The organism is Marinobacter nauticus ATCC 49840, from assembly GCF_000284615.1.
In the GTDB taxonomy this organism is placed as follows: Bacteria; Pseudomonadota; Gammaproteobacteria; order Pseudomonadales; family Oleiphilaceae; genus Marinobacter; species Marinobacter nauticus.
This window is the reverse complement of the sequence record NC_017067.1, coordinates 1,888,445-1,913,520: the sequence shown is the minus strand read 5'-3', so window position 1 is coordinate 1,913,520 and position 25,076 is coordinate 1,888,445. Positions and strand designations below refer to the sequence as shown.

General features: G+C 56.5%; 23 protein-coding genes. 16 read left to right on the top strand and 7 right to left on the bottom strand.

The genetic code is table 11. The features are described 5' to 3' along the window. The first annotated feature begins 102 nt into the window (after positions 1 to 102). Genes glgB through glgP form a run of 3 tightly spaced genes read left to right on the top strand, consistent with a single transcriptional unit; the run spans position 103 to position 6,046 of the window. The gene (glgB, locus tag MARHY_RS08815) at positions 103 to 1,998 is read left to right on the top strand and encodes a 1,4-alpha-glucan branching protein GlgB (protein WP_014421472.1); all 1,896 of its coding nucleotides are present in this window, start codon (positions 103 to 105) and stop codon (positions 1,996 to 1,998) included. After that, on the top strand, positions 1,995 to 3,461 hold the full coding sequence (gene glgA, locus MARHY_RS08810; RefSeq protein ID WP_014421471.1) for a glycogen synthase GlgA: 1,467 nt from the start codon (positions 1,995 to 1,997) through the stop codon (positions 3,459 to 3,461). The genes glgB and glgA overlap by 4 nt, the downstream gene beginning before the upstream one ends. Positions 3,462 to 3,493: 32 nt before the next feature. Beyond that, positions 3,494 to 6,046 (top strand): alpha-glucan family phosphorylase, encoded by a 2,553-nt coding sequence (gene glgP / locus MARHY_RS08805; RefSeq protein ID WP_014421470.1) that lies wholly within the window; start codon positions 3,494 to 3,496, stop codon positions 6,044 to 6,046. 3 nt (positions 6,047 to 6,049) lie between these two features. Here the strand turns inward: glgP and MARHY_RS08800 are convergent, their stop codons facing one another. Next, the gene (locus MARHY_RS08800; protein ID WP_014421469.1) at positions 6,050 to 7,255 is read right to left on the bottom strand and encodes a 1-acyl-sn-glycerol-3-phosphate acyltransferase; all 1,206 of its coding nucleotides are present in this window, start codon (positions 7,253 to 7,255) and stop codon (positions 6,050 to 6,052) included. A 167-nt stretch (positions 7,256 to 7,422) separates the two neighbouring features. On the opposite strand from MARHY_RS08800, the gene recQ reads away from it, so the two are divergent. After that, on the top strand, positions 7,423 to 9,300 hold the full coding sequence (recQ, locus tag MARHY_RS08795; protein WP_014421468.1) for a DNA helicase RecQ: 1,878 nt from the start codon (positions 7,423 to 7,425) through the stop codon (positions 9,298 to 9,300). Here recQ and MARHY_RS08790 read toward each other — a convergent pair. Next, positions 9,284 to 9,838, bottom strand: a complete 555-nt coding sequence (locus tag MARHY_RS08790; RefSeq protein WP_014421467.1) for a YiiD C-terminal domain-containing protein — start codon at positions 9,836 to 9,838, stop codon at positions 9,284 to 9,286. The two genes, recQ and MARHY_RS08790, sit on opposite strands and share 17 nt — an antisense overlap. Positions 9,839 to 10,036: 198 nt before the next feature. On the opposite strand from MARHY_RS08790, the gene MARHY_RS08785 reads away from it, so the two are divergent. Next, positions 10,037 to 10,951 carry a transporter substrate-binding domain-containing protein gene (locus MARHY_RS08785; RefSeq protein ID WP_011784928.1) on the top strand — a complete coding sequence of 305 codons (915 nt, stop codon included), beginning with the start codon at positions 10,037 to 10,039 and terminating at the stop codon, positions 10,949 to 10,951. A gap of 24 nt (positions 10,952 to 10,975) precedes the next feature. Here the strand turns inward: MARHY_RS08785 and MARHY_RS08780 are convergent, their stop codons facing one another. Continuing rightward, positions 10,976 to 12,862: a methyl-accepting chemotaxis protein gene (locus MARHY_RS08780; protein WP_014421464.1), complete on the bottom strand. Its 1,887-nt coding sequence runs from the start codon at positions 12,860 to 12,862 to the stop codon at positions 10,976 to 10,978. Between the two features lie 156 nt (positions 12,863 to 13,018). Between MARHY_RS08780 and MARHY_RS08775 the strand changes: the two genes are divergently transcribed. The 3 genes from MARHY_RS08775 to MARHY_RS08765 all read left to right on the top strand — a co-directional run bounded on the left by MARHY_RS08775 (position 13,019) and on the right by MARHY_RS08765 (position 15,777). Further along, a complete protein-coding gene (locus tag MARHY_RS08775; protein WP_011784929.1) occupies positions 13,019 to 14,539 on the top strand; it encodes a bifunctional GNAT family N-acetyltransferase/carbon-nitrogen hydrolase family protein in 1,521 nt (506 codons plus the stop codon). 160 nt (positions 14,540 to 14,699) lie between these two features. Continuing rightward, positions 14,700 to 15,098 carry a hypothetical protein gene (locus MARHY_RS08770; protein WP_014421463.1) on the top strand — a complete coding sequence of 133 codons (399 nt, stop codon included), beginning with the start codon at positions 14,700 to 14,702 and terminating at the stop codon, positions 15,096 to 15,098. A gap of 46 nt (positions 15,099 to 15,144) precedes the next feature. Further along, positions 15,145 to 15,777 (top strand): helix-hairpin-helix domain-containing protein, encoded by a 633-nt coding sequence (locus tag MARHY_RS08765; protein ID WP_014421462.1) that lies wholly within the window; start codon positions 15,145 to 15,147, stop codon positions 15,775 to 15,777. Between the two features lie 49 nt (positions 15,778 to 15,826). Here the strand turns inward: MARHY_RS08765 and senB are convergent, their stop codons facing one another. Continuing rightward, the gene (gene senB, locus MARHY_RS08760; RefSeq protein WP_014421461.1) at positions 15,827 to 16,792 is read right to left on the bottom strand and encodes a selenoneine biosynthesis selenosugar synthase SenB; all 966 of its coding nucleotides are present in this window, start codon (positions 16,790 to 16,792) and stop codon (positions 15,827 to 15,829) included. 170 nt (positions 16,793 to 16,962) lie between these two features. Here senB and MARHY_RS08755 point away from each other — a divergent pair, with 170 nt between their 5' ends. The 4 genes from MARHY_RS08755 (at position 16,963) to MARHY_RS08740 (ending at position 20,721) form a co-directional block, all read left to right on the top strand. Further along, positions 16,963 to 17,841, top strand: a complete 879-nt coding sequence (locus tag MARHY_RS08755; protein ID WP_031210919.1) for a putative selenate ABC transporter substrate-binding protein — start codon at positions 16,963 to 16,965, stop codon at positions 17,839 to 17,841. Beyond that, positions 17,841 to 18,491, top strand: a complete 651-nt coding sequence (locus MARHY_RS08750) for an ATP-binding cassette domain-containing protein (protein WP_014421459.1) — start codon at positions 17,841 to 17,843, stop codon at positions 18,489 to 18,491. The genes MARHY_RS08755 and MARHY_RS08750 overlap by 1 nt, the downstream gene beginning before the upstream one ends. 18 nt (positions 18,492 to 18,509) lie before the next feature. Beyond that, positions 18,510 to 19,976 (top strand): PhnE/PtxC family ABC transporter permease, encoded by a 1,467-nt coding sequence (locus MARHY_RS08745; protein WP_014421458.1) that lies wholly within the window; start codon positions 18,510 to 18,512, stop codon positions 19,974 to 19,976. 166 nt (positions 19,977 to 20,142) lie between these two features. Further along, positions 20,143 to 20,721: a hypothetical protein gene (locus MARHY_RS08740; protein WP_226374435.1), complete on the top strand. Its 579-nt coding sequence runs from the start codon at positions 20,143 to 20,145 to the stop codon at positions 20,719 to 20,721. Here MARHY_RS08740 and MARHY_RS08735 read toward each other — a convergent pair. After that, positions 20,714 to 21,010, bottom strand: coding sequence for a hypothetical protein (locus MARHY_RS08735; RefSeq protein WP_041654698.1), 297 nt, complete (start codon positions 21,008 to 21,010; stop codon positions 20,714 to 20,716). The genes MARHY_RS08740 and MARHY_RS08735 overlap by 8 nt on opposite strands. 40 nt (positions 21,011 to 21,050) lie before the next feature. Then, on the bottom strand, positions 21,051 to 21,485 hold the full coding sequence (locus MARHY_RS08730; RefSeq protein ID WP_224848353.1) for a hypothetical protein: 435 nt from the start codon (positions 21,483 to 21,485) through the stop codon (positions 21,051 to 21,053). Positions 21,486 to 21,633: 148 nt separating this feature from the next. On the opposite strand from MARHY_RS08730, the gene MARHY_RS08725 reads away from it, so the two are divergent. Genes MARHY_RS08725 through MARHY_RS08715 form a run of 3 tightly spaced genes read left to right on the top strand, consistent with a single transcriptional unit; the run spans position 21,634 to position 23,840 of the window. Then, a complete protein-coding gene (locus tag MARHY_RS08725) occupies positions 21,634 to 22,554 on the top strand; it encodes an ABC transporter ATP-binding protein (protein ID WP_011784939.1) in 921 nt (306 codons plus the stop codon). A gap of 33 nt (positions 22,555 to 22,587) precedes the next feature. Next, entirely contained in the window at positions 22,588 to 23,349 is a 762-nt protein-coding gene (locus tag MARHY_RS08720) for an ABC transporter permease (RefSeq protein ID WP_011784940.1), read from the top strand. Beyond that, a complete protein-coding gene (locus MARHY_RS08715) occupies positions 23,346 to 23,840 on the top strand; it encodes a DUF192 domain-containing protein (protein WP_014421455.1) in 495 nt (164 codons plus the stop codon). The genes MARHY_RS08720 and MARHY_RS08715 overlap by 4 nt, the downstream gene beginning before the upstream one ends. On the opposite strand, the gene MARHY_RS08710 is transcribed toward MARHY_RS08715, so the two are convergent. Beyond that, positions 23,841 to 24,632, bottom strand: a complete 792-nt coding sequence (locus tag MARHY_RS08710; RefSeq protein ID WP_014421454.1) for an enoyl-CoA hydratase — start codon at positions 24,630 to 24,632, stop codon at positions 23,841 to 23,843. It lies immediately after the preceding gene. A gap of 148 nt (positions 24,633 to 24,780) precedes the next feature. On the opposite strand from MARHY_RS08710, the gene MARHY_RS18830 reads away from it, so the two are divergent. Next, the gene (locus MARHY_RS18830; protein ID WP_014421453.1) at positions 24,781 to 24,930 is read left to right on the top strand and encodes a hypothetical protein; all 150 of its coding nucleotides are present in this window, start codon (positions 24,781 to 24,783) and stop codon (positions 24,928 to 24,930) included. Positions 24,931 to 25,076: the final 146 nt, after the last annotated feature.

The window sequence follows — 25,076 nt, the reverse complement described above, 5'->3', positions numbered from 1 at the left end:
GAATTATGACGTACAATTGTCTTAGGTCATATTTTGTACAAACGCAAAAACGATTGATGGTCTAACCTCTGGTTTCCACTTTTATTCAGGAATCTGTGGTCTATGGAAAGCCCCGCCCTGAGTGAGTTCGACCTGCACCTGTTTGCCGAAGGCAGGCACTGGCATATCTATAATGTTCTGGGTGCCCACCTTGGGAATCGCCGAGGTATCGAAGGCGCCCGTTTTGCCGTTTGGGCACCCAATGCCCAGGCCGTGAGTGTGATCGGCGACTTCAACGACTGGGACAGCGGCCGTCATCCCATGGCGGTTAACAAGGATTCTGGTGTCTGGTCGGTATTCATTGGGGGAGTTAAGCCCGGGCATCTTTACAAGTTTGCCATCACAACCCGAAACGGCCACCACATCACCAAAACCGATCCCTACGGCCAGGCCTTTGAGCATCGGCCTTCCAATGCCGCAGTAGTAACCGAGCGGGGGCACTACGCCTGGGGCGACGGCGACTGGTTCGAGCACAGAAACCGGTTCGACTGGCAGCAGAGCCCTATTTCTGTCTATGAGGTACACCCCGGTTCCTGGCGTCATCACGGTTCCGGGCGCTGGCTGACCTATCGGGAGCTGGCCGATCAGTTGGTGCCCTATGTGCTGGAAACCGGCTTTACACATATCGAGCTACTCCCGATTACCGAACACCCGCTGGATGAATCCTGGGGCTATCAGACCACCGGCTATTACGCCCCCACCAGTCGTTATGGCAGCCCGGATGATCTTCGATATCTGGTCGACCTGTGTCATCAGAACAACATCGGCGTGATTCTCGATTGGGTGCCGGGGCATTTCCCCGACGACGACTTCGCCCTCGCCGAATTTGATGGGACGGCACTCTATGAACATGAAGATCCCCGCCGCGGGCGGCACCAAGATTGGGGCACACTCATCTACAACTACGGTCGCCACGAAGTCCGGAACTTTCTCATAGGCAGTGCGCTTTTCTGGCTGGATACCTTTCACATGGACGGGCTACGGGTGGATGCCGTCGCCTCCATGCTGTACCTGAACTACTCCCGCAATGAGGGTGAATGGCTGCCGAACGAACATGGCGGCCATGAGAATCTGGAGGCGATCCGTTTCCTCCAGGATCTGAACCGGGTATGCCAGAGCCGGTTTCCCGGTGTACTGATGATGGCGGAAGAGTCCACGTCCTGGCCCAGGGTGACCCGACCTCCGGAAATTGGCGGGCTCGGCTTCAACCTGAAGTGGAACATGGGATGGATGCACGACACCCTGCATTACCTGCAGCAGGACCCGGTGTATCGCCAGTATCACCACGACAAGCTCACCTTTGGATTGCTCTACGCTTTTTCGGAAAATTTCGTGCTGCCGCTATCCCACGACGAAGTCGTACACGGCAAATCCAGCCTGATTCAGAAAATGCCGGGAGACGACTGGCAGCAGAGGGCCTCGCTGCGCCTGCTGTTCAGCTACATGTTCGCCTACCCCGGCGCGAAACTGCTGTTCATGGGGGGTGAATTCGGCCAGCGCCAGGAGTGGAGCGAACGCCGTGAGCTGGACTGGTATCTATTGCAATACCCGGAGCACCAGGGGCTGCGAAAACTGATCCAGGACCTTAACGGCCTCTATCGGCTATACCCGGCCCTGCATCGAAAAAGCTTTACCGGTGAAGGATTCGAGTGGATTGACTGCCACGATTCCACCCAATCCGTAATCAGCTTTCTACGGAGTGCCGGCTCACCGGAGCATGGGCCGCTGGTGGTTGTTGCCAACTTTACACCCGTGCCCAGGCATCACTACCGTATTGGCCTGCCTGCCGGAGGCAACTGGCAGGAAGTATTTAATTCAGACTCCACCTGGTATGGCGGCAGCAACCTCGGTAACCCCCTGCCCTTGCAAGCTGAACCCACACCCTGGATGGCTCGGCCGTGCTCCGTGGAGTTAACACTCCCGCCCCTGGGCCTGGTTATGCTGAGGCCCGCGCCATGACCCGGGTACTGTTTGCTACCAGTGAAGTTTTTCCTCTCGTGAAAACCGGGGGGCTGGCGGATGTTTCTGCCAGCCTTCCTGAAGCACTCTGCCGTCTGGGCTACGACTGTCAGGTGCTGCTGCCCGGCTATCCTGCTGCACTGAAGGCAGCGCGAGAGGGTGGCGCCCGCAGGAAAACCCGGTTCCGGTATGGTCAGTATGATGTCTCCCTGTGGCAAACCCGTCTGCCGGGTACTGCGGTAACTCTGTGGTTGGTGGATTGCCCGGCTCTTTTCGATCGTGCTGGCGACAGCCCCTATCAGAATGAAAATGGCGAAGACTGGTGGGACAATGCTCACCGGTTTCACTTGTTCGGGCGAATTGGAGCTATGTTGGCACTTGGGCAACTGGGCCTGGCGTGGCGCCCGGACATCGTTCACTGCAACGACTGGCAATCCGCACTGATTCCGGTGTTCCTGGTGGACAGTCAGGACGCCCCGAAAACCGTGTTCACCATCCACAATCTTGCTTACCAGGGGCTGTTTTCCCACGAGACCTTTCGGGCCCTGGGCCTGCCCGATTCCCTGTGGCGCTACGAGTTCCTGGAATTTCACGGCCAGCTTTCCTTTATCAAAGGCGGACTGGTGTTTAGCGATGCCATCACCACTGTGAGCCCAAGCTACGCCGATGAAATCCAGACACCCTGGTTCGGTAATGGTCTGGACGGCTTGTTGCGCCACAAGTCCGCCAGGCTGAAGGGCATTCTCAATGGCATTGATACCCGCCAATGGAACCCGGAAGACGACCCGCACCTGGAGTTTCACTACGGCGCGGACTACCCCGCCAACAAATCTCAATGCCAGGCAAGGCTGCAGCAGGAACTCGGGCTGGAGGTTTGCGGGGCTCCATTGCTGGGGTTCGTCGGGCGCCTGGTGGAACAGAAAGGGCTGGACTGGCTGCTCGGGGTCATCAAGCCATTACTGGAACGAGGATGTCAGTTTGCCCTGCTCGGCTCCGGCGAACACCACTACCAGGAAAGCCTGAAAGCCATGGTTCGTGAATGGCCCGGGCAATGTTCACTCACGCTCGGTTACAACGAAGGCCTGGCACACCGGATAACCGCCGGGGCCGATATTTTCCTGATGCCTTCCCGGTTTGAACCCTGCGGCCTGAACCAGATGTACAGCCTGAGATACGGCACCGTACCTGTGGTGCACGGCGTCGGCGGTCTTAACGATACGGTGTTTGACCCCAATGAGGAAACACCTGAACAAGCCAATGGATTTGTGTTTCGTGAGGCGACGCCAGACGCATTACATGCCGCCATTACCCGTGCGCTGGCAGCGCGGGAGGACCGGAAAACCTGGCGCAAATTGCAGGAAAACGGCATGAAAGGCGACTATTCCTGGAAGAACCGGGCCGGCGAATACGCGGCCCTTTACCGGAACCTCATTGCCGGCAACGACCGGATACATGAAGACTGACACGGTGCCCCTGGCCCAAGGAGGTCATCACCATGCACACCGCAACTGAATTCCGGCTGGAAGCACGCCCCAGACTACCAGAAGCATTGGAGCGACTTGATGCGCTTGCCAATGACCTGTTCTACAGCTGGGATCATGGCGTGCGCAGCCTGTTCGCGCGGATTGATCTCCGTCTCTGGCAAAAAGTGGAGCACAACCCGAAACTGTTCCTGCGACGGGTGGCCCAGGCCCGGCTCGATCAGGCATCGGAAGACCGCGCCTTTCTCGCCGAATACCGGCGAGTATTGTCCGCTTACGACGCTTATCTTGAATCCCAACCCGGCACCGAAGTGCTGGAGGCACTGAATCCTGAAGATAGCCTTGTGGCCTACTTTTGCGCCGAGTTCGGGTTTCACGAGAGTTTCCCGATCTACTCCGGAGGCCTTGGCATACTGGCTGGTGACCATTGCAAGGCGGCCAGTGACCTGGGGCTGCCCTTTGTCGCCGTTGGGCTACTGTATCAGCAGGGCTATTTCATTCAGACCATTGATGCCCAGGGGCACCAGATTGCCCGTTATCATTGCCATTCCAGCGATGAACTGCCAATCACGGCGGTAGAGGTAGATGGCAAGGCACTGACCGTCTCTGTGCCCTTCCCGGGGCGCGAAGTGCATGCACGGGTTTGGCTGGCCCGGGTCGGGCATATCTCGCTCTACTTGCTGGATGCCAACACCGGTGAAAACAACAATGAGGACCGAGAGCTGACACTCCAGCTTTATGGCGGCGACTCCGCCACCCGCATCAGCCAGGAAATGTTGCTTGGCATTGGGGGCACCCGGGTTCTGGCCGCACTGGGTGTTCAGCCTACGGTGTGGCATATCAACGAGGGCCACGCAGCCTTCCAGATACTGGAACGTTGCCGTATGGCCATGGCCGAAGGCCTGTCTTTTGGTGCCGCCCTCGAGTCGGTAGCCGGATGCACCTTGTTTACCACCCATACTCCGGTGCCGGCGGGCCATGATATCTTCCCCCGCGACCTGGTGGAGCACTTCCTGTCGCCTTTCCTGGACCACTCCGGGCTGGAATTCGATGCCGTTTTCGGGCTGGGCAGCAAAAACGGTGATCAAAGCTTCAACATGACGAGTCTCGGCCTTCGGGGCTCCCGGTTTCATAACGGCGTAAGCCGGATTCATGGCGGTGTAGCCGCTCGGATGGAAGGCGATATCTGGCCACAGATACCGGCGGCCGAGAACCCTCTTGGCTACATTACCAATGGTGTTCATGTACCAACTTTCCTGGCGCCGGAATGGGCAAGTCTGTTCGATATCCAGGCGCCAACCTGGAAAAGTGAACTGAGAAACCCGACATTCTGGCAGTTCATCGACAAGATCCCGGACTACCATTACTGGAGCGTTCACAAGGCCCTGAAACAGCAGATGGCCGAGTTCATCGTGCGGCGCCTGAAACGCCAGCACAAGCGCAATGGCACGGGCCATTCAGTGACTGAGCGGATGGCCCGCAAGCTGGTATCGCCGGAAAATGACGCGCTGGTGGTCGGCTTCGCCCGCCGCTTTGCTACCTACAAGCGAGCTACGCTGATCTTCTCCGATCTGCCCCGCCTGGAACGGCTGCTCACCAATCCGGAGCAACCGGTTGTGCTGGTATTTGCCGGCAAGGCCCATCCCCAGGACAAACCCGGGCAACAGCTGATCAAGGTCATACACGACCTCTCCATGCAGTCCAACCTGATGGGGCACATTATTCTGTTGGAGGATTATGATCAGGCCATGGCGCGCCGGCTGCTGAGCGGAGTTGATGTCTGGCTGAATACCCCGGAATACCCCAAGGAAGCCAGCGGCACCTCTGGTGAGAAAGCAGCCGTTAATGGTGCCCTGAACCTGAGCGTGCTGGACGGCTGGTGGGGTGAAGGCTACGACGAAACCAATGGCTGGGCGATTACGCGGCGCGACACCGAACTGGATGTAGAATTTCGCAACCGCGAGGAAGCCCGGGACCTGTTGGACCTGCTGGAGCGGGAAGTGATTCCGCTCTATTACAACCGAGCCTCACAGGGCTACTCCCAGGGCTGGGTAAGCCGTTCCAAAGCGTCCATGAAAACCATTACGCCCCGGTTCAATGCCCAGCGTATGGTGATGGACTATGTTCGCAACTATTATCAGCCAGCCACCCGGCAGGGCGCGCGGTTGAGAGACAACAATGCCGCACTGGCGCAGGAGCTGGCAGAGTGGAAAGCCCGGGTGCACGAGGCCTGGAACGGCGTGTCCATCCATGTGGACGGCTGCGTGTCAGATCGCTGTCACTGGGATGAATCCGTGGAGCTGAAAGTGTCGGTGGCTCTGAATGGTCTGGCGCCCGATGATGTACGGGTGGAATGCCTGGTTGAGCCTGAATGCACCGGCACTCACACTGGCCCCGGGCCAGACGCATTTGTGCTGGAAGCCAGCGGAGAGAAAGACGGTAAAACCCTGTTCAAAACCCGGGTCCAGCCACCCTACCCGGGGTTGCAAACACTGCGATTGCGCATCTACCCGCACCACAAGGCGCTAACCCACCCGCTGGAGATGGGGGCCATGCTCTGGGCATGACACTTAGTCGGTAGTCGGGTTCAGCGGTTGCTCGTTGTTATTCGCGGCCAGTGCATTGACCACCGGATTGGCATACATATCCAGCAAATAAGGGCGGATCGCCGGGTCACAGGCCTCCAGCCGGCGCTCCATTTCTGCCGTGGCAGCGTCCATATCGGCCGGAGACCAGGTCTCGGCGGTTACCACGCTCTCGCTCACACTGCCCGGAGTCTCATGGGCATCCGGATGAACTCCCCGCATCTGGTACGCCACCAGATTGGAGGCGTGCAGGTGGTAATTGGCGTGCATTTCATGGTCAATGCGTGCGGCCAGTGCTTTCGGGTTGTCCGGTGAATCGGCAATCGGGGCCCCGAAATGAACATGAACGTGGCCTTTAAAGCCCGTCAGCCCTTTAACGATCTGGTCTGTGTCTTCGCCTTCGGTCTTCTGATAGGCGCCGGTCCGGCCCCGCACTTCCAGTTCTTTGGCCTTGTCGGCATCGCAGGGGTCGTATTCGTAGGCAATGGATACCGGCACGATGTGAAGGCGGTTCATGGCTTCATCGAAAGCCAGCCCCGATTTTTTCCGGCTCATGTAGAACATCTTGATGATCGCCGGGTCGGTAGCGTCAATGCCGTCTTTCGCGCGGCCTTCGCGCTGAGCAATCCAGATGCTGTGATTGGTATCAATGCTGTGATTGATGAAGCCGGAAAGCGTGAGGTAGGCATCACGCATTTCCCTTGGGCTGGTCATGTTACGGCGCACCACAAAACTCTTGTTCAGCCGCATCATTTCCGCAAACACCCGATTGGAGAGCAGGTTGTCGCCAATGGCAATCCGGGTTGTGTGGAAGCCGTTCTGGAACAGCAGGTAGTTGACCACCATCGGGTCAAAAACAATGTCCCGGTGATTGGAAATAAACAGATGGGCGCTGTTCTTGCTGAGATTTTCCAGGCCACTGTGGGTGACGCGGGTGGTGGTATTTTCCACCAGTTCTCCGACGTATTTCGAAACCCCGGCCTGCATATCATCTACCCGGGTGTAATGCCCGAAATGGCCGACCAGCCAGCGGCGAATAAACATCCTCAGAACGCCCGGCGCCCATTTTGCAACGGTTGGCGACTTGAACCGCCCCACCATATCCAGGAATTCCCGGTCGTTAACCAACCTCTGGATGGTTGGCGCGGTTTCTTCATCCGAATAGGGACGGATTGCGTCAAATTCCTGCATGCAAGCCCTGTTGTTGTTCGCAGCGTTGATCACAGTGTACGAAAGGGGCGCTATTGTATCCTTTCTCTTGCCGGTTTGCCTCCACCCGAATGGCCAGTTGACCAAACATCCGGAAGGATCTGGTAGAATCGCGCTGCTTAATCACTCCGCCACGAGCCGACCACTGAATGTACATGGACCAGGACTTCGACCAACTCGCCACTGAACCACCCACCGCTGCGGGCCGAAATCCGGAGCAGGTTCTGCACGAGGTATTTGGTTACGAGAGTTTTCGGCCCCTGCAGGGGGATATTGTCCGGGAAGTGGTCAACGGTGGTGATGCCCTTGTGTTGATGCCCACCGGGGGTGGTAAATCCCTGTGTTATCAGGTCCCCGCTCTGGTTCGGCCCGGCACCGCTATTGTTATCTCACCGCTGATCGCGCTTATGCAGGATCAGGTGGCGGCGTTGCGGGAGCTTGGAGTGAAAGCGGCGTTCCTGAATTCCACCATGGATTTCGAACAGGCCCGTGCCACCGAATACGCCCTGGCGACCGGCAAGCTGGACCTGCTCTATTGCGCGCCGGAGCGGCTGATTCAGCCGCGAACCATTGAGCTGCTGCATAACGCGTCCCTGTCGTTGTTTGCCATAGACGAGGCTCACTGCGTCTCCCAGTGGGGGCACGATTTCCGGTCCGACTACCTTCAACTGAGCATGCTGGCCCAGGAATTTCCCGGCATCCCCCGTATCGCACTGACAGCGACCGCTGATGAGCGCACGCGAAAAGAGATTGCGGAACGGCTGTCGCTGACCACCGCCCGGCATTTCATCAGTGGCTTTGATCGCCCCAATATTCAGTATCGGATTACGCCAAAGACCAACGCAAACAAGCAGTTGTTGGGCTTTATTAAAGCAGAGCATGAAGGTGATTGCGGTATTGTCTATTGCTTGTCCCGAAACAAGGTCGATGCCACAGCCCGATTACTGAGCAGCAAGGGCTATACCGCACTGCCCTACCATGCCGGGCTGAGCGCCGAAGACCGCGCCCGCAATCAGGAGCGCTTTCTCAGGGAAGATGGCGTTATTGTGGTGGCAACCATTGCCTTTGGCATGGGCATCGATAAACCTGATGTGCGTTTTGTCGCCCACGTGGACCTCCCCAAAAGCCTGGAAGCCTATTACCAGGAAACGGGCCGGGCGGGCCGGGATGGCAAACCGTCCACCGCGTGGATGGTCTATGGCCTGCAGGATGTCATCAAACTCCGGCAGATGCTGGAGGCCTCTCAGGGTAACGATCAGTTCAAGCGGGTTGAGCGACAGAAGCTGGATGCCATGCTTGGGCTGTGCGAAGTGACCCAGTGCCGGCGACAAGTGTTGTTGCACTATTTTGGAGACAACCTGGAGGCTCCCTGCGGAAACTGCGATACCTGCCTGAACCCTCCGGAAACCTGGGATGGCACGGTGGCGGTGCAGAAGGCCCTCTCCTGCGTCTACCGCACCGGCCAGCGCTTTGGCGTTAACTATGTCATTGATGTACTTCGCGGGTCAGAGAATGAACGAATCCTGCAATCCGGCCACCAGGCGATCACCACCTATGGCATCGGTCAGGAACTGTCAGCGAACGAATGGAAGTCGGTATTCCGGCAACTGGTGGCGAACGGATACCTGCGGGCAGACCCTGAGGGCTATGGCGCGCTTCAGCTAACCGAGCGCTGCCGCCCCCTGCTCAAGGGCGCACAGGCGATTGAACTCCGGAAAGACCCGGTGGTCCGCAACACCGCTGGTGGTAAGTCATCAACGAGCCGCCGGAGCGGCCAGAACGTGCGGGACCAGATTACCGACCACGCCGGGTGGGATGCGTTGCGGGCCTGCCGCAAAGAGCTGGCGGACAAGCAGGGCGTGCCGCCCTACGTGATCTTCCACGACACAACCCTGTTCGACATGCTTGAACGCCGCCCTTCCACCCTGGAGGAGCTGGCCGAGGTCAGCGGCGTGGGCGCCGCCAAGCTGGAAAAGTATGGCGATGTTTTCCTGCAGGCGCTACGCTCTATCAATTCTGAGGCTTGAACCCCTTCTTGCGCACCCGGTAATGGGCGATGGAGGTGGCAACGTGGTTGCCTTCTTCATCTCTCAGAATGCCTTCCAGAGTAAATTTAGCCCTACCGGTGGCGTCTGCATCGGCAAGGATGGCAGCCACCGCCTCTGGTGGTAGTTCAAATTCCACGGTCACATCTGAATTGGCCGGCTGCAGAAACTCCAGTGTCATTTCCTTCAGAATTGGCGTATAGGCAGGGCCAAGGTCGAAGAGGGTCAACACCCCACCGGGAATCTCCGCCACCAGGAAATAGGCGCCAGCATACAGGCTACCAAAGTGGTTTTTATTGCCCTTGAGGCGCACGCGGGCTTTGACGTAGCCCGGGCGAAGCTCCTCAACGCTGAAGTGATTACGTGGCGCGAACGGTATCGCCATACCAATAATGCGGTTAACCGCGGCATAACTGCCGGTCTTCTTGAGCCATTCCAGCGGTTGCAGCAGCGTCGCCTTGGGGTCACTGGAGCTTACCCATTGGCCGGCGGTGCCAATCAGAGAATCAATAAGAGCCATAAAGCCATATCCTGAAGTACAGAAAATGCGATCTTTACAGTCAGATACGGCTACTTCAAGAATCTTTTACAGTTTTTTTGAAACCTGTACGTTTCGAATAACGCTTTCTGATCTAAGCTGTAGCCAATGTCTGTAACGTTACCGTTGCTTGCAGCCGGATAACAGGGAAAGGGCACGCAGTTGTACACATTCAATAAAATGATAACGCGCCTCTGGCCAGTTCTGGCGCTTGCGGCGTGCATTCACGTTCAGCCAACGGCTGCGTCCGAATCCGAATCCAAATCGGCTCCCACACGAGACTACATACTCTGGTATCGCAACTACGATAACCCGGCGATTCGCAATCTGGTTGAACTCGCATTGCGCAAAACCTCGGAGTACGGTGAGTTCCAGATTATCCGCAGTGAAGAAATAAGCCAGGGGCGCGCCCTTCGGGAACTGGCTAACCCTCAGAGCCGGATTCTGGATATTGCGAACGTGGCGACATCAGAAGAGCGGGAAACATTTCTGAACGCCATTCCGGTACCTGTGGACGGCGGACTGCTCGGATTCAGGGTATGCCTGGTGTTGCCGGAACAGCTCAGTCTGTTTGAGGGGGTATCCAGCCTGGACGACCTGCGCCAGCGAGATATCCGTATTGGCCAGGGCGCACACTGGCCAGACACCCCGATTCTCGAAGCTAACGGCATTACCGTGATCACCCACACCCGCTATGAAATACTCTTTGGTATGCTTCGCAATAAACGCTTCGACTGTTACGCCCGCGGTGTGAGCGAAGTGCTGTTCGACCTCGAACATAACAAAGCCGACGACCTGGTAATCGAGCCAAACATCCTGCTGGCCTACGCCATGCCATCCTACCTTTTTGTGGCCCCGGACGATCACGAAACCGCGCAACGCCTGCAACTGGGTCTGGAGCGAGCGATCCTGGACGGCAGCTTCGCGGTGTATCTGAAAAACTGGTTTGGCAGAGCGGTATCATCACTGGGCCTTGATCGGCGCACAGTAATCACGTTGGAGAATCCGTATCTTAGTGAAGAATCCAGATATGTCGGGCGTCGAACCCTGGAAAACCTGGAGCGCCGCGTTGAGCTACTGAGTGTCGGAGACTAGCGGGCCATCCCTGGCCGCCACGAATTACACCCGGAAACGGGTTACCTTGTCATTCAGCACACTGCCGATAGTCTCGATGTGGCCACTGTAAACATCGTTCTCGCTGGCCGCCTTGGCCGCTTCCTGGCCCTGGTCAGCAATGCGGGTGATGGACGCATTCAACTCTTCGGTCACCGATGTCTGCTCCTCGGAGGCCGTGGCGATCTGTGAGGTCATCTGACTGATGGCGGTAATCGCCTCCACAATCCGGTTCAGAGACTCCATCGCATCCTGCGCTTTTTCCATACTCACGTTGGATACCGCCGTAGAGGCTTTCATAACGTCTACCGCATCGTTGGCGCCTTTCTGCAGCCGCTCGATCATGTTGTTGATTTCTTCAGTGGAAGACTGGGTACGCTGAGCGAGATTCCGAACCTCATCGGCCACCACCGCAAATCCGCGCCCAGCATCCCCTGCCCGTGCCGCTTCAATGGCCGCGTTCAGTGCCAGCAGATTGGTTTGTTCCGCAATGCCCTGAATGACTTCAAGCACAGTCGTAATCGACGAAACATCCTTACCAAGGGTGTCGATAACCTCGGCGGCGGCGTTTATCTCACCCACCAGCTTCTGCACCGCATCCCGCGAGGCGGTGACGGTCTCCAGGGAACCCCGGCTTTCCTGGTCTGCATTCTCTGCGGCTTCCGCAGTTTGCTGGGCATTCTGGGCAATCTCACCCGCCGCCGCGGACATTTCGTTAATTGCCGTCGCGATCATATCGATCTCATGCTGCTGGTTTTCAACACTGGAGCGACTGTCACTGGACGTCTGTCGGAGCGACTTTACGTTCTCCTCCAGTTCGTCGCTGCCCTCTTTTACTTCTTTTACAACCTGCTGGATGTTCTCAACAAAGCTATTAAAGCTGCGCGCCAACTGCCCAAACTCATCAGACGCAGAGTCATCAAGACGCTTGGTAAGATCCGCATCTCCGGAGGCGATGCGAGACATGGCGCCATTAAGCCTGCGAACCGGCGCAAGAAGGAAGCTAATCGCAAAGTAGAGCAAGACAAGCGCAACAATCAGCCCTACCCCGGCGATGATCAGGCCCATAGTCCGAGCCTCCACGATGGGAGCACTGATCAGGTTTTCATTCACGAACGTAGCCAGGTACCAGTCCACGGCCCGGGCTTCGCTGATGGGGTGAAAGCTGACACTCCACTCGGCACCCTCGCTCTCAAATCCCTGCAGAGAACCGTCCAGTACCGGCTGCTGACCGATCATGCCGCTGATGTTCTTGCCAACAATCTCGCTGTTGGGGTGAAACAGGACCGTGCCGGAATTGTTGATTAACGCCGCATAGCCCGTCTCTGCCAGGGTAATCGTCGATAGCATCTGATCGATTGTGTTGAGACTGATATCCATACCGGCCACGCCAACATAATTGCCTCGCTTGATTGGCGCCATGGCGGAAATAATGGTCTCGTCCGAGGTTGCATCCAGGTATGGATCGGTAAACGACGCCTGCCCCAAACGCTGGGCTTTCTGGTACCAGGGGCGTACCCGGGGGTCATAATCGGGTGGAAGCGTGGCCTCTACTTCGGCACTTCGCATCAGCATGCGGCCATCTTCGGTGCCGGCGTACACGTCCTTGATGTTGCCACCTTCGGTCATGGCTTCCATAAGAACGCGGGCGTTATCGTCGTTGCGAGTCCGTTCCAGCGCCTTCGCCGTCGCTTCCGCCATATCCAGGCGCGTATTGAGCCAATCAGCAATGCTCGACGTACTCTGGGCCACCGCATCGCTCATCAGCGCGCTAACGTAGCGATCGGTCGTTGAGCGGAGCCGAATATCGTTGGAAATTGTCAGGGCGCCCATAATCAACACGATCAGGGAGCCAATTGCGATCAGCAATTTCTGGGCGAATGATAGGTTCAAGCTGACGGCCTCCAATCAGGGTCAAAAACAAATTGCATTTATCATTTAGTGTAGTCGAAACATACTTACTAACGGCAGATCCTGCGAAGTCTTGAACACTCTTTGCTAGAATGCTGAGATCACAGCACATTCGCCAGACACGACAGGGAGAACCCTATGGCCCATGAAGAGCTCCACCTGAATCTGCGTAACCTGACCCTTGATGACTACGGCCAGTTGCAAGAGTTGATGGATCGGGTTTACGACGACATTGGTGGCGCGTGGCCAAAAGAAACCATCAAGGCTCTGGTAGAACAATTCCCAGATGGCCAGATCTGTATCGAAGACAACGGCCAGTTGGTGGCGGTGGCGCTCACGGTATGCGTGAAATACGAAAGATTCAGCAACCCTCACGCCTACGACGACCTGATTCTGCGTAACGAAAAAATCTGGCACAACCCCAACGGCGATTCGCTTTACGGCCTGGATGTGTTTATAGACCCCGAATACCGGGGCTATCGACTGGGGCGTCGCTTGTATGAAGCACGAAAAGAGCTCTGTCGTTCCATGAACCTGCGGGCCATCCTCGCCGGCGGGCGGATTCCCAGCTACTTCAAGTACGCCGAGCAATACACTCCGGAAGAATACATTCAGCGCGTTGATCGCAAGGAAATCTACGACCCGATCCTGACGTTCCAGCTTTCCAACGATTTCCAGGTTACCCGGCTGATGCACAAATACCTGCCGGAAGACCAGAAATCCCTCGGATATGCGACGTTGCTGGAGTGGAGAAACATTCTCTATACGCCTCCCTCATCGGTACTCAACGTCAAAAAAACCCAGGTGCGCATGGGGGCGGTGCAGTGGCAGATGCGGGAATTCACCTCGGTGGAGGAGGTGCTCAAGCAGGTTGAGTACTTCGTGGACGCACTGTCGGATTATAAAAGCGACTTTGCCCTGTTCCCGGAATTTTTCAACGCGCCGCTGATGGGGCTGACCGACCAGATGGATCAGACCCGTGCCATTCGGTTCCTCGCCGGCTTTACCGAACAGTTCCGCAACGAAATGTCGGAAATGGCCGTCAGTTACAACATCAACATTATCACCGGCTCCATGCCGCTGATTGAAGATGACCGGGTCTACAACGTCTCATACCTGTGCCACCGTGACGGTCGTGTAGACGAGCAGCGCAAGGTCCACATCACCCCTCACGAACGTCGCGACTGGGTTATTGAGGGTGGTGATAAATTCCAGGTATTCGATACCGATGCCGGCCGTGTCGCCATCATGATCTGCTACGACATTGAGTTTCCGGAACTGGGCCGTATCGCCGCCAGTCAGGATGTGGACATTATCTGTGTCCCCTTCTGGACCGATACCAAGAACGGCTATTTGCGCGTGCGCCATTGTGCCCAGGCCCGGGCCATAGAAAACGAGTGCTACGTGGTGATTACCGGCAGCGTGGGCAACCTGCCGAAAGTGGAAAACCTGGATGTTCAGTACGCCCAGTCTTCGGTATTCTCGCCGTCGGATTTCGCATTTCCACATGATGCAGTGATGGCAGAAACTACACCGAACACCGAAATGATCATGTTTTCAGACATGGATCTGGAAAAGCTCAAACTGGTCAGAAACGAAGGTTCTGTCACCAATCTGAAAGATCGACGTGTTGACCTTTACGAGCTGAAAACCCGGTAATGGGCAGATTTGGCCCCGCACAGGGGGCCAAATCCTGATTATTTCCATGAACGGGCTGCGGTAGATAGCTGACGGCATTGCCAAAAGTTTCTGGCCCGTCTATTGTTTAATTAATGTTCAGTATATATCTGGCCGACCTCAATAGCAGAGCAAGCGTTCCATGAACGAAGAACTACCGGACCTGGTCGCGCGTTTCCGAATCCGACACGGCATTTTTCGCAAGGAAACCGTTGAAGCGCGACTTTATGAACTCGACAGTTACGGCTGCGTGATGAAAACGGATAAGCTGTTTGAACCCGGAGATACCGTGGTTCTCGACCTTGTTATGGATATGCCGTTTGAAGAAATCCGTGCCGAAGGCCTGACCGGCCTGGTTACCGAAAAGAGAAAACACTGTAGCAACTTCTTCTACTCGCTTGATTTTGTTGAGCTAAATGCTCGAGACGAATCACCGCTCTCTGACAAGCTGCGGCGTATAAGAGAAGTTGTTCTCAAGAAACAGAGCCTGAAATCCCGGCGTGGGTCCAGTCCCGCTTCCGGTATGAGACAAATGGCCTGATGCCCGTTCACTTCACCCGCACTTCCCTTCCGTAAGGAGACACTCCATGGCAAAGAAAGCCAAGCCAAGCGTTGATAAGATCGTCAAGAAAGTAAACAAAGAGTTCGAGAAAACATCCGCCCAGATCGAAGGGCTGATTAACGACGCACTGAAGCAGTTCGACAACCTGCAGAACCAGGTTCAGGAGCCAGTACGCAAGCTCCTGAAAGACATGGATGAGCTGCGTGATCGTGAAATGAAGCGCTTTAACGACGAATTTGAGCGCCGCATGAATGAATTCCACGAACTGCAGTCGGCATTGCTGGAGCGCCTGGGTATCGCTTCCAGGGAAACTGGCAAGTCAGTGTCCAAGTCCAGCGAATCAACCTCGAAGGCCAGCGGTACCAAGAAAGCGGCTCCGGCCAAGAAAACCACCGCTGCCAAGCCGGCCGCCAAGAAAACGAGCACTGCCAAGCCCAAGGCCGCAGCTCCGAAGAAAGCGGCCAAGCCGGCAGATAAGTCTGACCTTACCCGCGTGAAGGGCATTGGCCCGGCAACCGCAAAGAAAATGAAAGAGGCTGGCATTACCTCCATCGAGCAGATTGCCAACCCCAGCGATGCGGATAAGCAGAAACTGGAAGCATTCAAGAGCCTGAAAGGGTTCAGCGAGTTGTCTGCCGAAGCGAAAAAGGTACTCTGAAACCTATCTCGCAACCCAATGCCTTGAAATAAGGGGTAGGCCCGTCGGCCTACCCTTTTTTGCATCGGACCAGGGCGAGTTCCAGGCTTTCCAGCTCGCTCTCCGGGGTAAACCCGGACGCGAGGGCATTTACCTTCGCCCGCAATTCCGCCAGGAATTCCGCGTCGGTTTCCGCACGTAACATCAGGCTCGCCAGAGCTTTATCGTCTTTAACCGGAAAATAGCCGGGATAGTCATCGCCCAGCAAACCACGGTTGCCGGGAATATCAGAGGCAAGAATCGGCAAGCCCGCCCGACAGGCTTCCGACACCACATTCGCCCCACCCTCCATGATGGAACTGATCACCATAAGATTACTCACGGCCATCAGGTGCTCCAGCTTTGGCTTGTCCAACTCACCCAGATAATGAAACCGAGGATTGGACCCGCTTTCTTCCAGCGCCTTTTCCCGCCACGCCTCGTTGTGGGCCTTGCCGGCGCAGGAAACCACGATGCGGGATTGCTCAGGAAGGTGGTAGCTGGCCCAGGCAGCACGTAGAGAATCCTTTTCGTCACGCAGATGGCCAATAACGCAAACGTGGAACTGGTCCTTTTCTGCCCGGGCGCTACCCGCCACTGACGGCTTGGGCGCGGATTGCCGCAGGCACAGCAATTTGTCGTGGTAGCGTTCGGGAATATCCTCGGCCACCAGATCATGCAGCCCGATCAACAGATCAGCGGCGTCCATGGAGGCCCATGTGATGTCCGGAAACTCGTGCTGAAAGCGGTATATGTCTGTGCCGGTAAGTACCACGATCAAAGGTTTCTCGGGCCATGTTTCCCGGTACCGCTTAACCGCGTCAGCACTTCGCCAGGCGTGCAGGGCAATCAGGCAGTCCGTTTCCTGGCGCTGGTATTCTGTCACCACTTCCACCTGATGACTGGCTGCTTCCAGCAGACTCTGCCAACGCAGTGCGGTGGCCCGATTACCTGCTTTCGAATCCGGGCCGGCTGGAGTTACTATGGTCAATCGCATGGCGGTCACTTGTTCTGTTTTTGAAAAATTCTGCATTTGGCACTGCGCCAGGTAAAGCCTTCCCTCGTATACCGGTTCAGACTTGATGGAAATCACGTTATCCTGACTGGGTTTTCAAGTAGATGGCAACGTTTTTCACCAAACCCCACCTCGCAAAGGAATGATTCATGATGGCAATCAGCAACCTCAGAAAATGGCTGGCGACGGGCCTGCTTTCGCTGGCAGCGGCAACCACCGTTCAGGCAGACACTTTCGTATTCACCGCCATTCCGGATGAAGATGAAACCAAACTGGTCGAGCGCTTTCGTGGCGTGGCTGACTATCTTCAGGAGCAACTGGATGTTGAAGTGCGTTACATCCCGGTGAAATCCTACGCCGCTGCGGTATCGGCCTTCCGCAACAACCAGGTACAACTGGCGTGGTTTGGGGGCTTGTCTGGTGTTCAGGCCCGTCGACTGGTTCCGGGTTCCGAAGCCATTGCTCAAGGCGTTGAAGACGAAGCCTTCGAGACCTACTTTATCGCCAATACCAGCACTGGAATTCAGCCGGCCGACAGCCTGGATGAGCTGGAAGACGAACTGCGCGGCAAAACCTTTACCTTCGGTTCAAAAGGTTCGACCTCGGGCCGCCTGATGCCGGAGTTCTACATTCGGGATGTCTTCAATGAAGCGCCGGATTCCCTGTTCTCCCGGGTTGGTTTCAGTGGCAACCATACCCGTACCCTTCGCCTGGTCGAGGCCGGAACCTATGAAGTGGGCGCCCTGAACTTCCAGGTTTGGGAAAAAGAACTGGAAAACGGCAACATCGATACTGATTCCGTTCAGGTAATCTGGAAAACACCTTCCTACCCGGATTATCAGTGGACCATCCGTGGCGATGTCGACGAGCGTTTTGGTGATGGCTTCAAGCAGAAGGTCACCGAAGCCCTGCTGAAGCTGGACGATCCTGCCTTGCTGGAGAGCTTCCCCCGCTCCGGCTTCATTCCGGCGTCCAATGACGACTACGAGCCCATTCGTGCAACAGCGGAAAACATCGGAATTCTCGATTGATGTCAGGCTTTGATTTCCATGGCCTGACCGCCAGTTTCGATGGAGAGCGGGTTATCGGCCCGCTCTCCTTCCGAATCAATGAAGGGGAACACGTTGGTCTGGTTGGCAAAAGTGGTGCCGGCAAATCCACGCTTATCCGCTTGCTTTATGACCGGCTCGAAGGCAAGGCTTCACTCGTTCCCCAGGGCCTGGGATTGGTCAATGCCCTTCCTGTCTTCCACAATGTGTTTATGGGGCAACTGGACCAGCATGCCACCTGGTACAACACGCTTACGCTGATCCGTCCGTTCCGGCGGGACAAAGACGCCATCCGGGCGTTACTGACCAAACTGGGTATACCAGAAAAACTCTGGATTCCCGCGGCAGCACTGTCTGGCGGCCAACGGCAACGGGTGGCCATTGCGCGGGCACTCTATCGGCAGGCGCCAACTCTGTTGGCCGATGAGCCCATTTCCGCCCTGGACGGGCCAATGGCCCAGCAGGTGATGACCATGCTTACCAATCAATTCACCACCAGTATTGTTGCCCTGCACGATGTGGAGATGGCTCTGGCACACTGTACCCGCATCATCGGTATTCAGGACGGCCAGATTGCCCTGGACCAGCCGGCCAGTGAGCTGACCGCCGCTGACATTTCCGTTCTCTACTGACAGGCACCGACTCTCAGCATGTTCGCCTATCCGACCGTACGAGCCAGCCTTATCTTTCTTGCCGTTGCGTTGCTCGGGCTGTTGGTTGCGGACATTGCCATCACCACTGCCAACCCCTGGCAGGACCTTGGCCGGTTCTTCCTGGGCGTAGCCACACCCAATTTTTTCAGTACCGAAGGCTTGCTCACTGCCCTGCTGCGGACCGTAGCTTTTGCCTTTGTGGGTGTAACCCTCGGGAGTATCTGCGGCTTCCTGCTGGCGCTGGTGTACCGCTTTCTCCCAGTACGAATCTTCTGCGCTTTTATCCGCGCCATCCATGAGCTGTTCTGGGCGCTGATCTTTCTCCAGTTTTTCGGTTTCCACCCGCTCACGGGTGTGCTGGCCATTGCCATTCCCTATTCCGGCATCTTCGCCAAGGTCTATTCGGAAATCCTGGAAGAGGCAGACCAGGAACCGGGTCGTCTGCTGCCACCGGGAACCTCATCCATTGCCGCCTTTCTGTATGCCCGTATCCCTGATTGCTGGGTTCAGATGCGCACCTATACGGCCTACCGACTCGAGTGTGGCCTGCGTTCCTCTGCCATCCTGGGCTTTGTGGGGCTACCGACTCTGGGTTTCTACCTGGAATCCTCGTTCTCCCAGGGTCTGTACTCAGATGCCGGCGCCATGCTGATTCTGTTCTATGTGCTGATAGCCACTATGCCCTTATGGGTTCGCCCCAAACTACTGCCGATCTATATTCTTGCAGCGCCTTTTTTTCTTGGGGACGGTCTGCCCATTGTCTGGGGCAACGTGGAACGCTTCTTTACTGAGGACATCATTCCTTCACCCATCCGGGATGGCGAAGGGCTTGCGGCTATCTGGGCGTGGTTATCCGATGTGATGATAACGGAAGCTTTGCCAGGCATCTGGAACACCGTGGTATTGACGCAGATAGCGCTGGTTGCCACCGGCATTCTGTCCCTGCTGGCCTTCCCCCTGATCTCGAATCATTTCGGTGGCCCGGTGCGGCGTACCTCCGGGCATGTGTTTCTGGTGATCGCCCGTTCGACACCGGAATACATTCTTGCTTATATTCTGCTACAGCTGTGGGGGCCTTCCATGCTGCCGGCCGTGGTGGCGCTGGCCCTGCACAACGGTGGCATTATCGGCCACCTGATTGGCCGGCAGACCAACACCATTCACCTGCGCCCGGACGCTCCGGTGGGTTTTTCCCGCTACAGCTGGGAACTGGTGCCCCGCATCTACCGCTCATTCCTGGCATTCCTGTTCTACCGCTGGGAAATCATCATGCGCGAAACGGCGATACTGGGCATCCTTGGTATCTACACTCTCGGCTTTTACGTCGACAGTGCCATTCAGAATATTCGTTTTGATCGTGCCATGGTGCTGATTTTGATTACCGCCCTGCTGAACATCGGTGTCGACGCCCTGGGCCGTTTCATTCGTCGCAAACTGGCCCTTCAGACCATGCCCACCTGCTGATCCCTTGGGACTGCCATCACACTTTTCGACGCTAAACCGGGCTTCAGTGCCATTTTCTGATTTTGCCCCCTGCCCCGCCGGTTACACAACGTTACAATAACCTCGATGAATCAGCTTGTCGCTCCGCTTTCAGAGGAATACCACGATGGTCAATGGATTGGTCACAATGACAGAACTGGCGCTGATTGCCCTGCTGGCGCTGTTAGCCGCGCGGGTGCTTACCCTGTCCCGGACAGAATCCTTTGTTCCAGCCGGTGCCGCAGGCGCCGATCCGCAAGCCGATAATTCCGGGAGTTCCGCGCGCAGGGTCGCCAGTTCGGGCAATGAAGCGCGTCGCTACAAAGGCATGACGGCACCGGATCGAACTGAACTCTTTACCCAATTGCACATTTTGGCGGGATTGCAGGAGCGGGATTGCCGGGTGAAAGGCCTGGTACTGTCAGAAGCGCCAGAGGCGGTTCGTACTTATGCTGCAGCCTGGCTCTACGGTGCCAGCTGCGCCCTGAGCCCGAAACCCGTTCGCCACTCAGAGGCGCTGGCAGGTATGGTTGCGGGCATTGTCAGCCGGAAGACAGGTATTCGGCAGCCGGAGGCGCTGCAGGCCATTTCGACGCTTACCGGTAGCAGCGTGCTGATGGCGTGTTACCGTGCCGGGCTGGAAGGTGCGGAATTCTGGCAAGCCAACCATTATGTGCCTGCCAACTCGAGCCTCTACGAGGCGGTGACCAGTAACGCGTTTATTTAGTGGTTTCCAGAGTCCAGTCGCTGCCCAGGTTAACGGTCTCCCGGCAGGAATCATCGTTGGCAGGTGAGCCGGTAATGACAGGTTTGGTGAATTCGCCATCATCGGTGTAAGCCATGGACTCCACATCCACCGCCCGCACTACCCAGGACTGGCCATTGGCTGAAACCGTAGCCCGGTGGGTCAGCCCGAACACGAAGCGACAGTAATCCAGCTTGAGCTGAACGAGATCCTGCTCGGCCTTGCGGATTTTGCGCAATAGCACCTTCTGAACGCTTTCCCCGTAATCCATCACTGTTCCCTGGAAGTCATCGAAATTTGACGGGATTTAACTATTTCTCAGCCCGGAACACCAGTGCCCAAGGCACATTTTCCAATACTTTCTGGCCATCCTGCAGGTCAATGCGCCAGATCATCTCCGCACCCGTAGTGCAAAACGGAGCCGTAAAGGTTGCCTGATAGCTCAGGGGCTCCTGGCGCTCCATGGGCACCGGATATTCGCCCATATACATGGATTGCCCTCTTAATACCGCCAGAAAGCGGTCCGGCGCTTCCGGTACGGTAATCGCCAGCCGATATTCCATGCCCTGATCGCCTTCTTCGAGCGTGCTGAGTTCCACTCGCCAGGCGCCTTCGTCGGTCTCCCAGGTGCAGGCGCGTGAAAGCAGGTCGCATTCTGGCCGTTCCTCAGCGGTGCCGGCGGTTTCCAGCCACTGTGGGCCAAACGCGAGAGCCCCAATTGCAGCCAACACTAAACCCAGAACCATGATGGTTCGTACCATACCCTGCCTCACAACCAGATCTTAAACCGGCATTATGGGGATAATTCCCGACATAGCAAAGGTTTCTAAACTGCTGCCAGCATGAGAAAATGTGCGGCTTTCTGGTCTACCACCAACAGAACAGGACACGCCCGTGCAACCGGACATATCCGTTAAGCACCTGAACAAGATCTACGAAGATGGCTTCCAGGCCCTCAAAGACGTCAACCTGGAAATCTACCCCGGCGAGATCTTCGCGCTGCTCGGCCCCAACGGTGCTGGTAAAACTACCCTGATCTCTATCATCTGCGGCATCGTCAACAAGAGCGATGGCGAGGTAAAAGCCGCCGGTCACGACATCGTAAAGCAATACCGCAAAGCCCGGGAGGCTATCGGTCTGGTGCCCCAGGAGCTCAATACCGACTCTTTTGAAACCGTTTGGGATGCGGTATCCTTCAGTCGCGGCCTGTTCGGCAAAGCACCCAAGCCTGCCCATATCGAAAAGGTTCTGAAAGACCTCTCCCTCTGGGACAAGCGCAACAACCGCATCATGTCACTGTCTGGCGGTATGAAACGCCGGGTGATGATCGCCAAGGCGCTGTCCCACGAACCGCGCATTCTGTTCCTGGATGAACCTACCGCCGGAGTGGATGTCGAGCTACGGCGTGACATGTGGGAGATGGTGCGCAAACTCCGCGAGAACGGCACCACCATCATTCTGACCACCCACTATATTGAAGAAGCGGAAGAAATGGCTGACCGCATTGGCGTTATCCGCCAGGGCGAGATCATCTTGGTGGAAGACAAGAACCGCCTGATGTCCAAGCTGGGCAAGAAAGAACTTCGCCTGCAGCTTCAGCAAAAACTGGATAAGCTGCCCGGGGAACTCACCCTAGAGCCAATCGAGCTTTCAGAAGACGGCTACGAGCTAATCTACACCTTCGACTCTCAGCAACAACAGGCCGGCGTGGCCCGACTGCTTCGTACCCTGGGTGATCTGGACATTGAGTACCGTGATCTGCAAACCCGGGAGAGTTCCCTGGAAGAGATATTCGTGGGCCTGGTGCACGAGTAACCACCCGCCCGAACGGTCCTCACGGAGAGAACAATGAATCTTTACGGTGTTAAAGCAATCTACAAGTTCGAGATGGCACGCATGAAACGTACGGTCATGCAAAGCGTGCTATCGCCCGTTATCTCCACCTGCCTGTACTTTGTGGTATTCGGCTCAGCCATCGGATCCCGCATGGGCGATATCGACAACATCAGCTACGGGGCCTACATCATTCCCGGCCTGGTGATGCTGTCACTGCTGATGCAGAGCATCTCCAACGCCTCCTTCGGCATCTACATGCCGAAATTCTCCGGTACCATCTATGAGGTGCTGTCTGCGCCAGTTTCCTACGTGGAAATCGTGCTGGGTTACGTGGGTGCCGCAACCACCAAGGCCGTGATACTGGGCCTGATCATTCTGGCCACCGCGAAGCTGTTCGTGGACTACTCAATACTCCATCCGTTCTGGATGTTTTCGTTCCTGGTGCTCACAGCCATGACCTTCAGCCTGTTCGGTTTCATCATCGGTATCTGGGCGGATGGCTTCGAGAAGCTGCAGATCGTGCCAATGATGATTGTGACGCCACTGGTGTTCCTGGGCGGCACCTTCTATTCCATCGAGATGCTGCCCGAGATCTGGCAAACCATCAGCCTTTTTAATCCAGTGGTGTACCTGATCAGCGGCTTCCGGTGGGCCTTCTATGGGGTTTCGGATGTGCACGTGGGCATCAGTGTGGGCATGACCATGGTATTCCTGACCATGTGCATGACCGCCGTCTGGTGGATCTTCAAAACCGGCTACCGTCTGCGTTCATGATGACTCGCTTTCTCTCCCTGCTGGTTGTAAGTACCCTGCTTGCAAGCTGTGGCTCGGCTGGGGCCAAAGATTCCGGGCACCTGCCGGTGACCCAAGCCTGTTTCGTCACAGAGACAGCGCGACATCCAGTGGTGCTGGAAGTGGCGAGTGACAGCAAAGACCGACAGAAAGGCCTGATGGGTCGGGAAGCTCTGGCAGAAAACGCCGGCATGCTGTTCATCTACGATTATGAGCGCAGCCCGGAGCAAGGCTTCTGGATGTACCAGACCCTTCTACCGCTGGATATTGCCTTTCTGGACAACGAGGGCGTGATCGTCAGCATCCGCCAGATGCACCCCTGTGCATCGTCGCGCAGCAACGATTGCCCCAGCTACCCCGCAGGCGCCTCCTACTGGCACGCCGTGGAAATGAACGCCGGTTACTTCAGTAGCCGGCAAATCGAAGCAGGAGACCGATTGGTCCGGGACCAGCCAGCCTTCTGCAACCGCTGATTACTTGTGTTGCCAGTCTGGGTCCCGCTTATCCAGAAACGCAGAAATTCCCTCCCGGGCATCATTCGCTTGCATGTTCTCCGCCATCACATTGGCGGTGTAGTCATAGGCATGGGCCAGCGGCATTTCCAGCTGCTTGTAGAACGCCTCTTTACCAATTTTCAGGGTATGCCCGGACTTTGCGGCGATGGTGGCTGCCATGCCGTACACGGTCTCATCCAGAGCTTCCGGCTCGACCGCTCGATTAATCAGCCCGATCTGTTCTGCCCGGGCCGCATCAATCAGCTCACCGGTCAAGAGCATCTCCATGGCATGCTTGCGGCTGACATTGCGGGACAGAGCCACCATGGGCGTTGAGCAGAACAGGCCAATGTTCACACCTGGCGTAGCAAAACGGGCCCCCTTCTCGGCCACGGCCAGATCGCAACTTGCCACCAGCTGACAACCAGCGGCCGTCGCTACGCCAGCGACGCGGGCAATCACCGGTTTGGGCAGGTTCACAATCTGCTGCATCACCTTGCTGCATTGCCGGAAAAGCCGCAACTGGAAATCGTGGCTGTCGAACTGCTCGCGCATTTCACGAAGATCGTGTCCGGCACAGAACACCTTGCCGGCAGCAGCAAGTACTACCACGCGCACATTACCGTCCCCGGCAATCTGCTCAAGTACCTCTGAAAGCGCTTCCAGCAAGGCCATTGAAAGACTGTTACGCCGCTCCGGTTGGTTCAGGGTTACTGTGGCCACGCCGTTTTCAGCGTGCAGTCGCACCAGTTCATCAGATGCCGCCGTCATACAACACTCCCCTTGGTTTTTATCGGATATTTCTTGGTGTCAGTATTCCCAAGGCCGCCGCCTATGTCGAACCGACCTTCGGCGTATGGTTGCAATGCCAGGAAATGCCCTCAGGGTAATAACATGTACCCGACACAGGAGGTGATGCATGTCTCGCTCAACATTGCTCAAAGCCGTTGTTGGTCTTGCCATTATCGTTGGCGGTATCGTCGTGATTATCAAGGATGAACCGGCCGCCCCCACCGGCGACATCAACAGCATTGAGCCCCTGCCAGAACAGGACAGCCCGGATCGTTAGCCTCTGGGTATGTCCGTTTTTTTTACAATGCAGCTGATCAAATACCACCCAGTCGCAAAGGTGACACTCCTTTCATATTGTTAAAAGGGCAGTTTTTAAGATCAGGCACTCCCGTTGCTGATTGTCTCCCGGAGCTCAGGGATTAC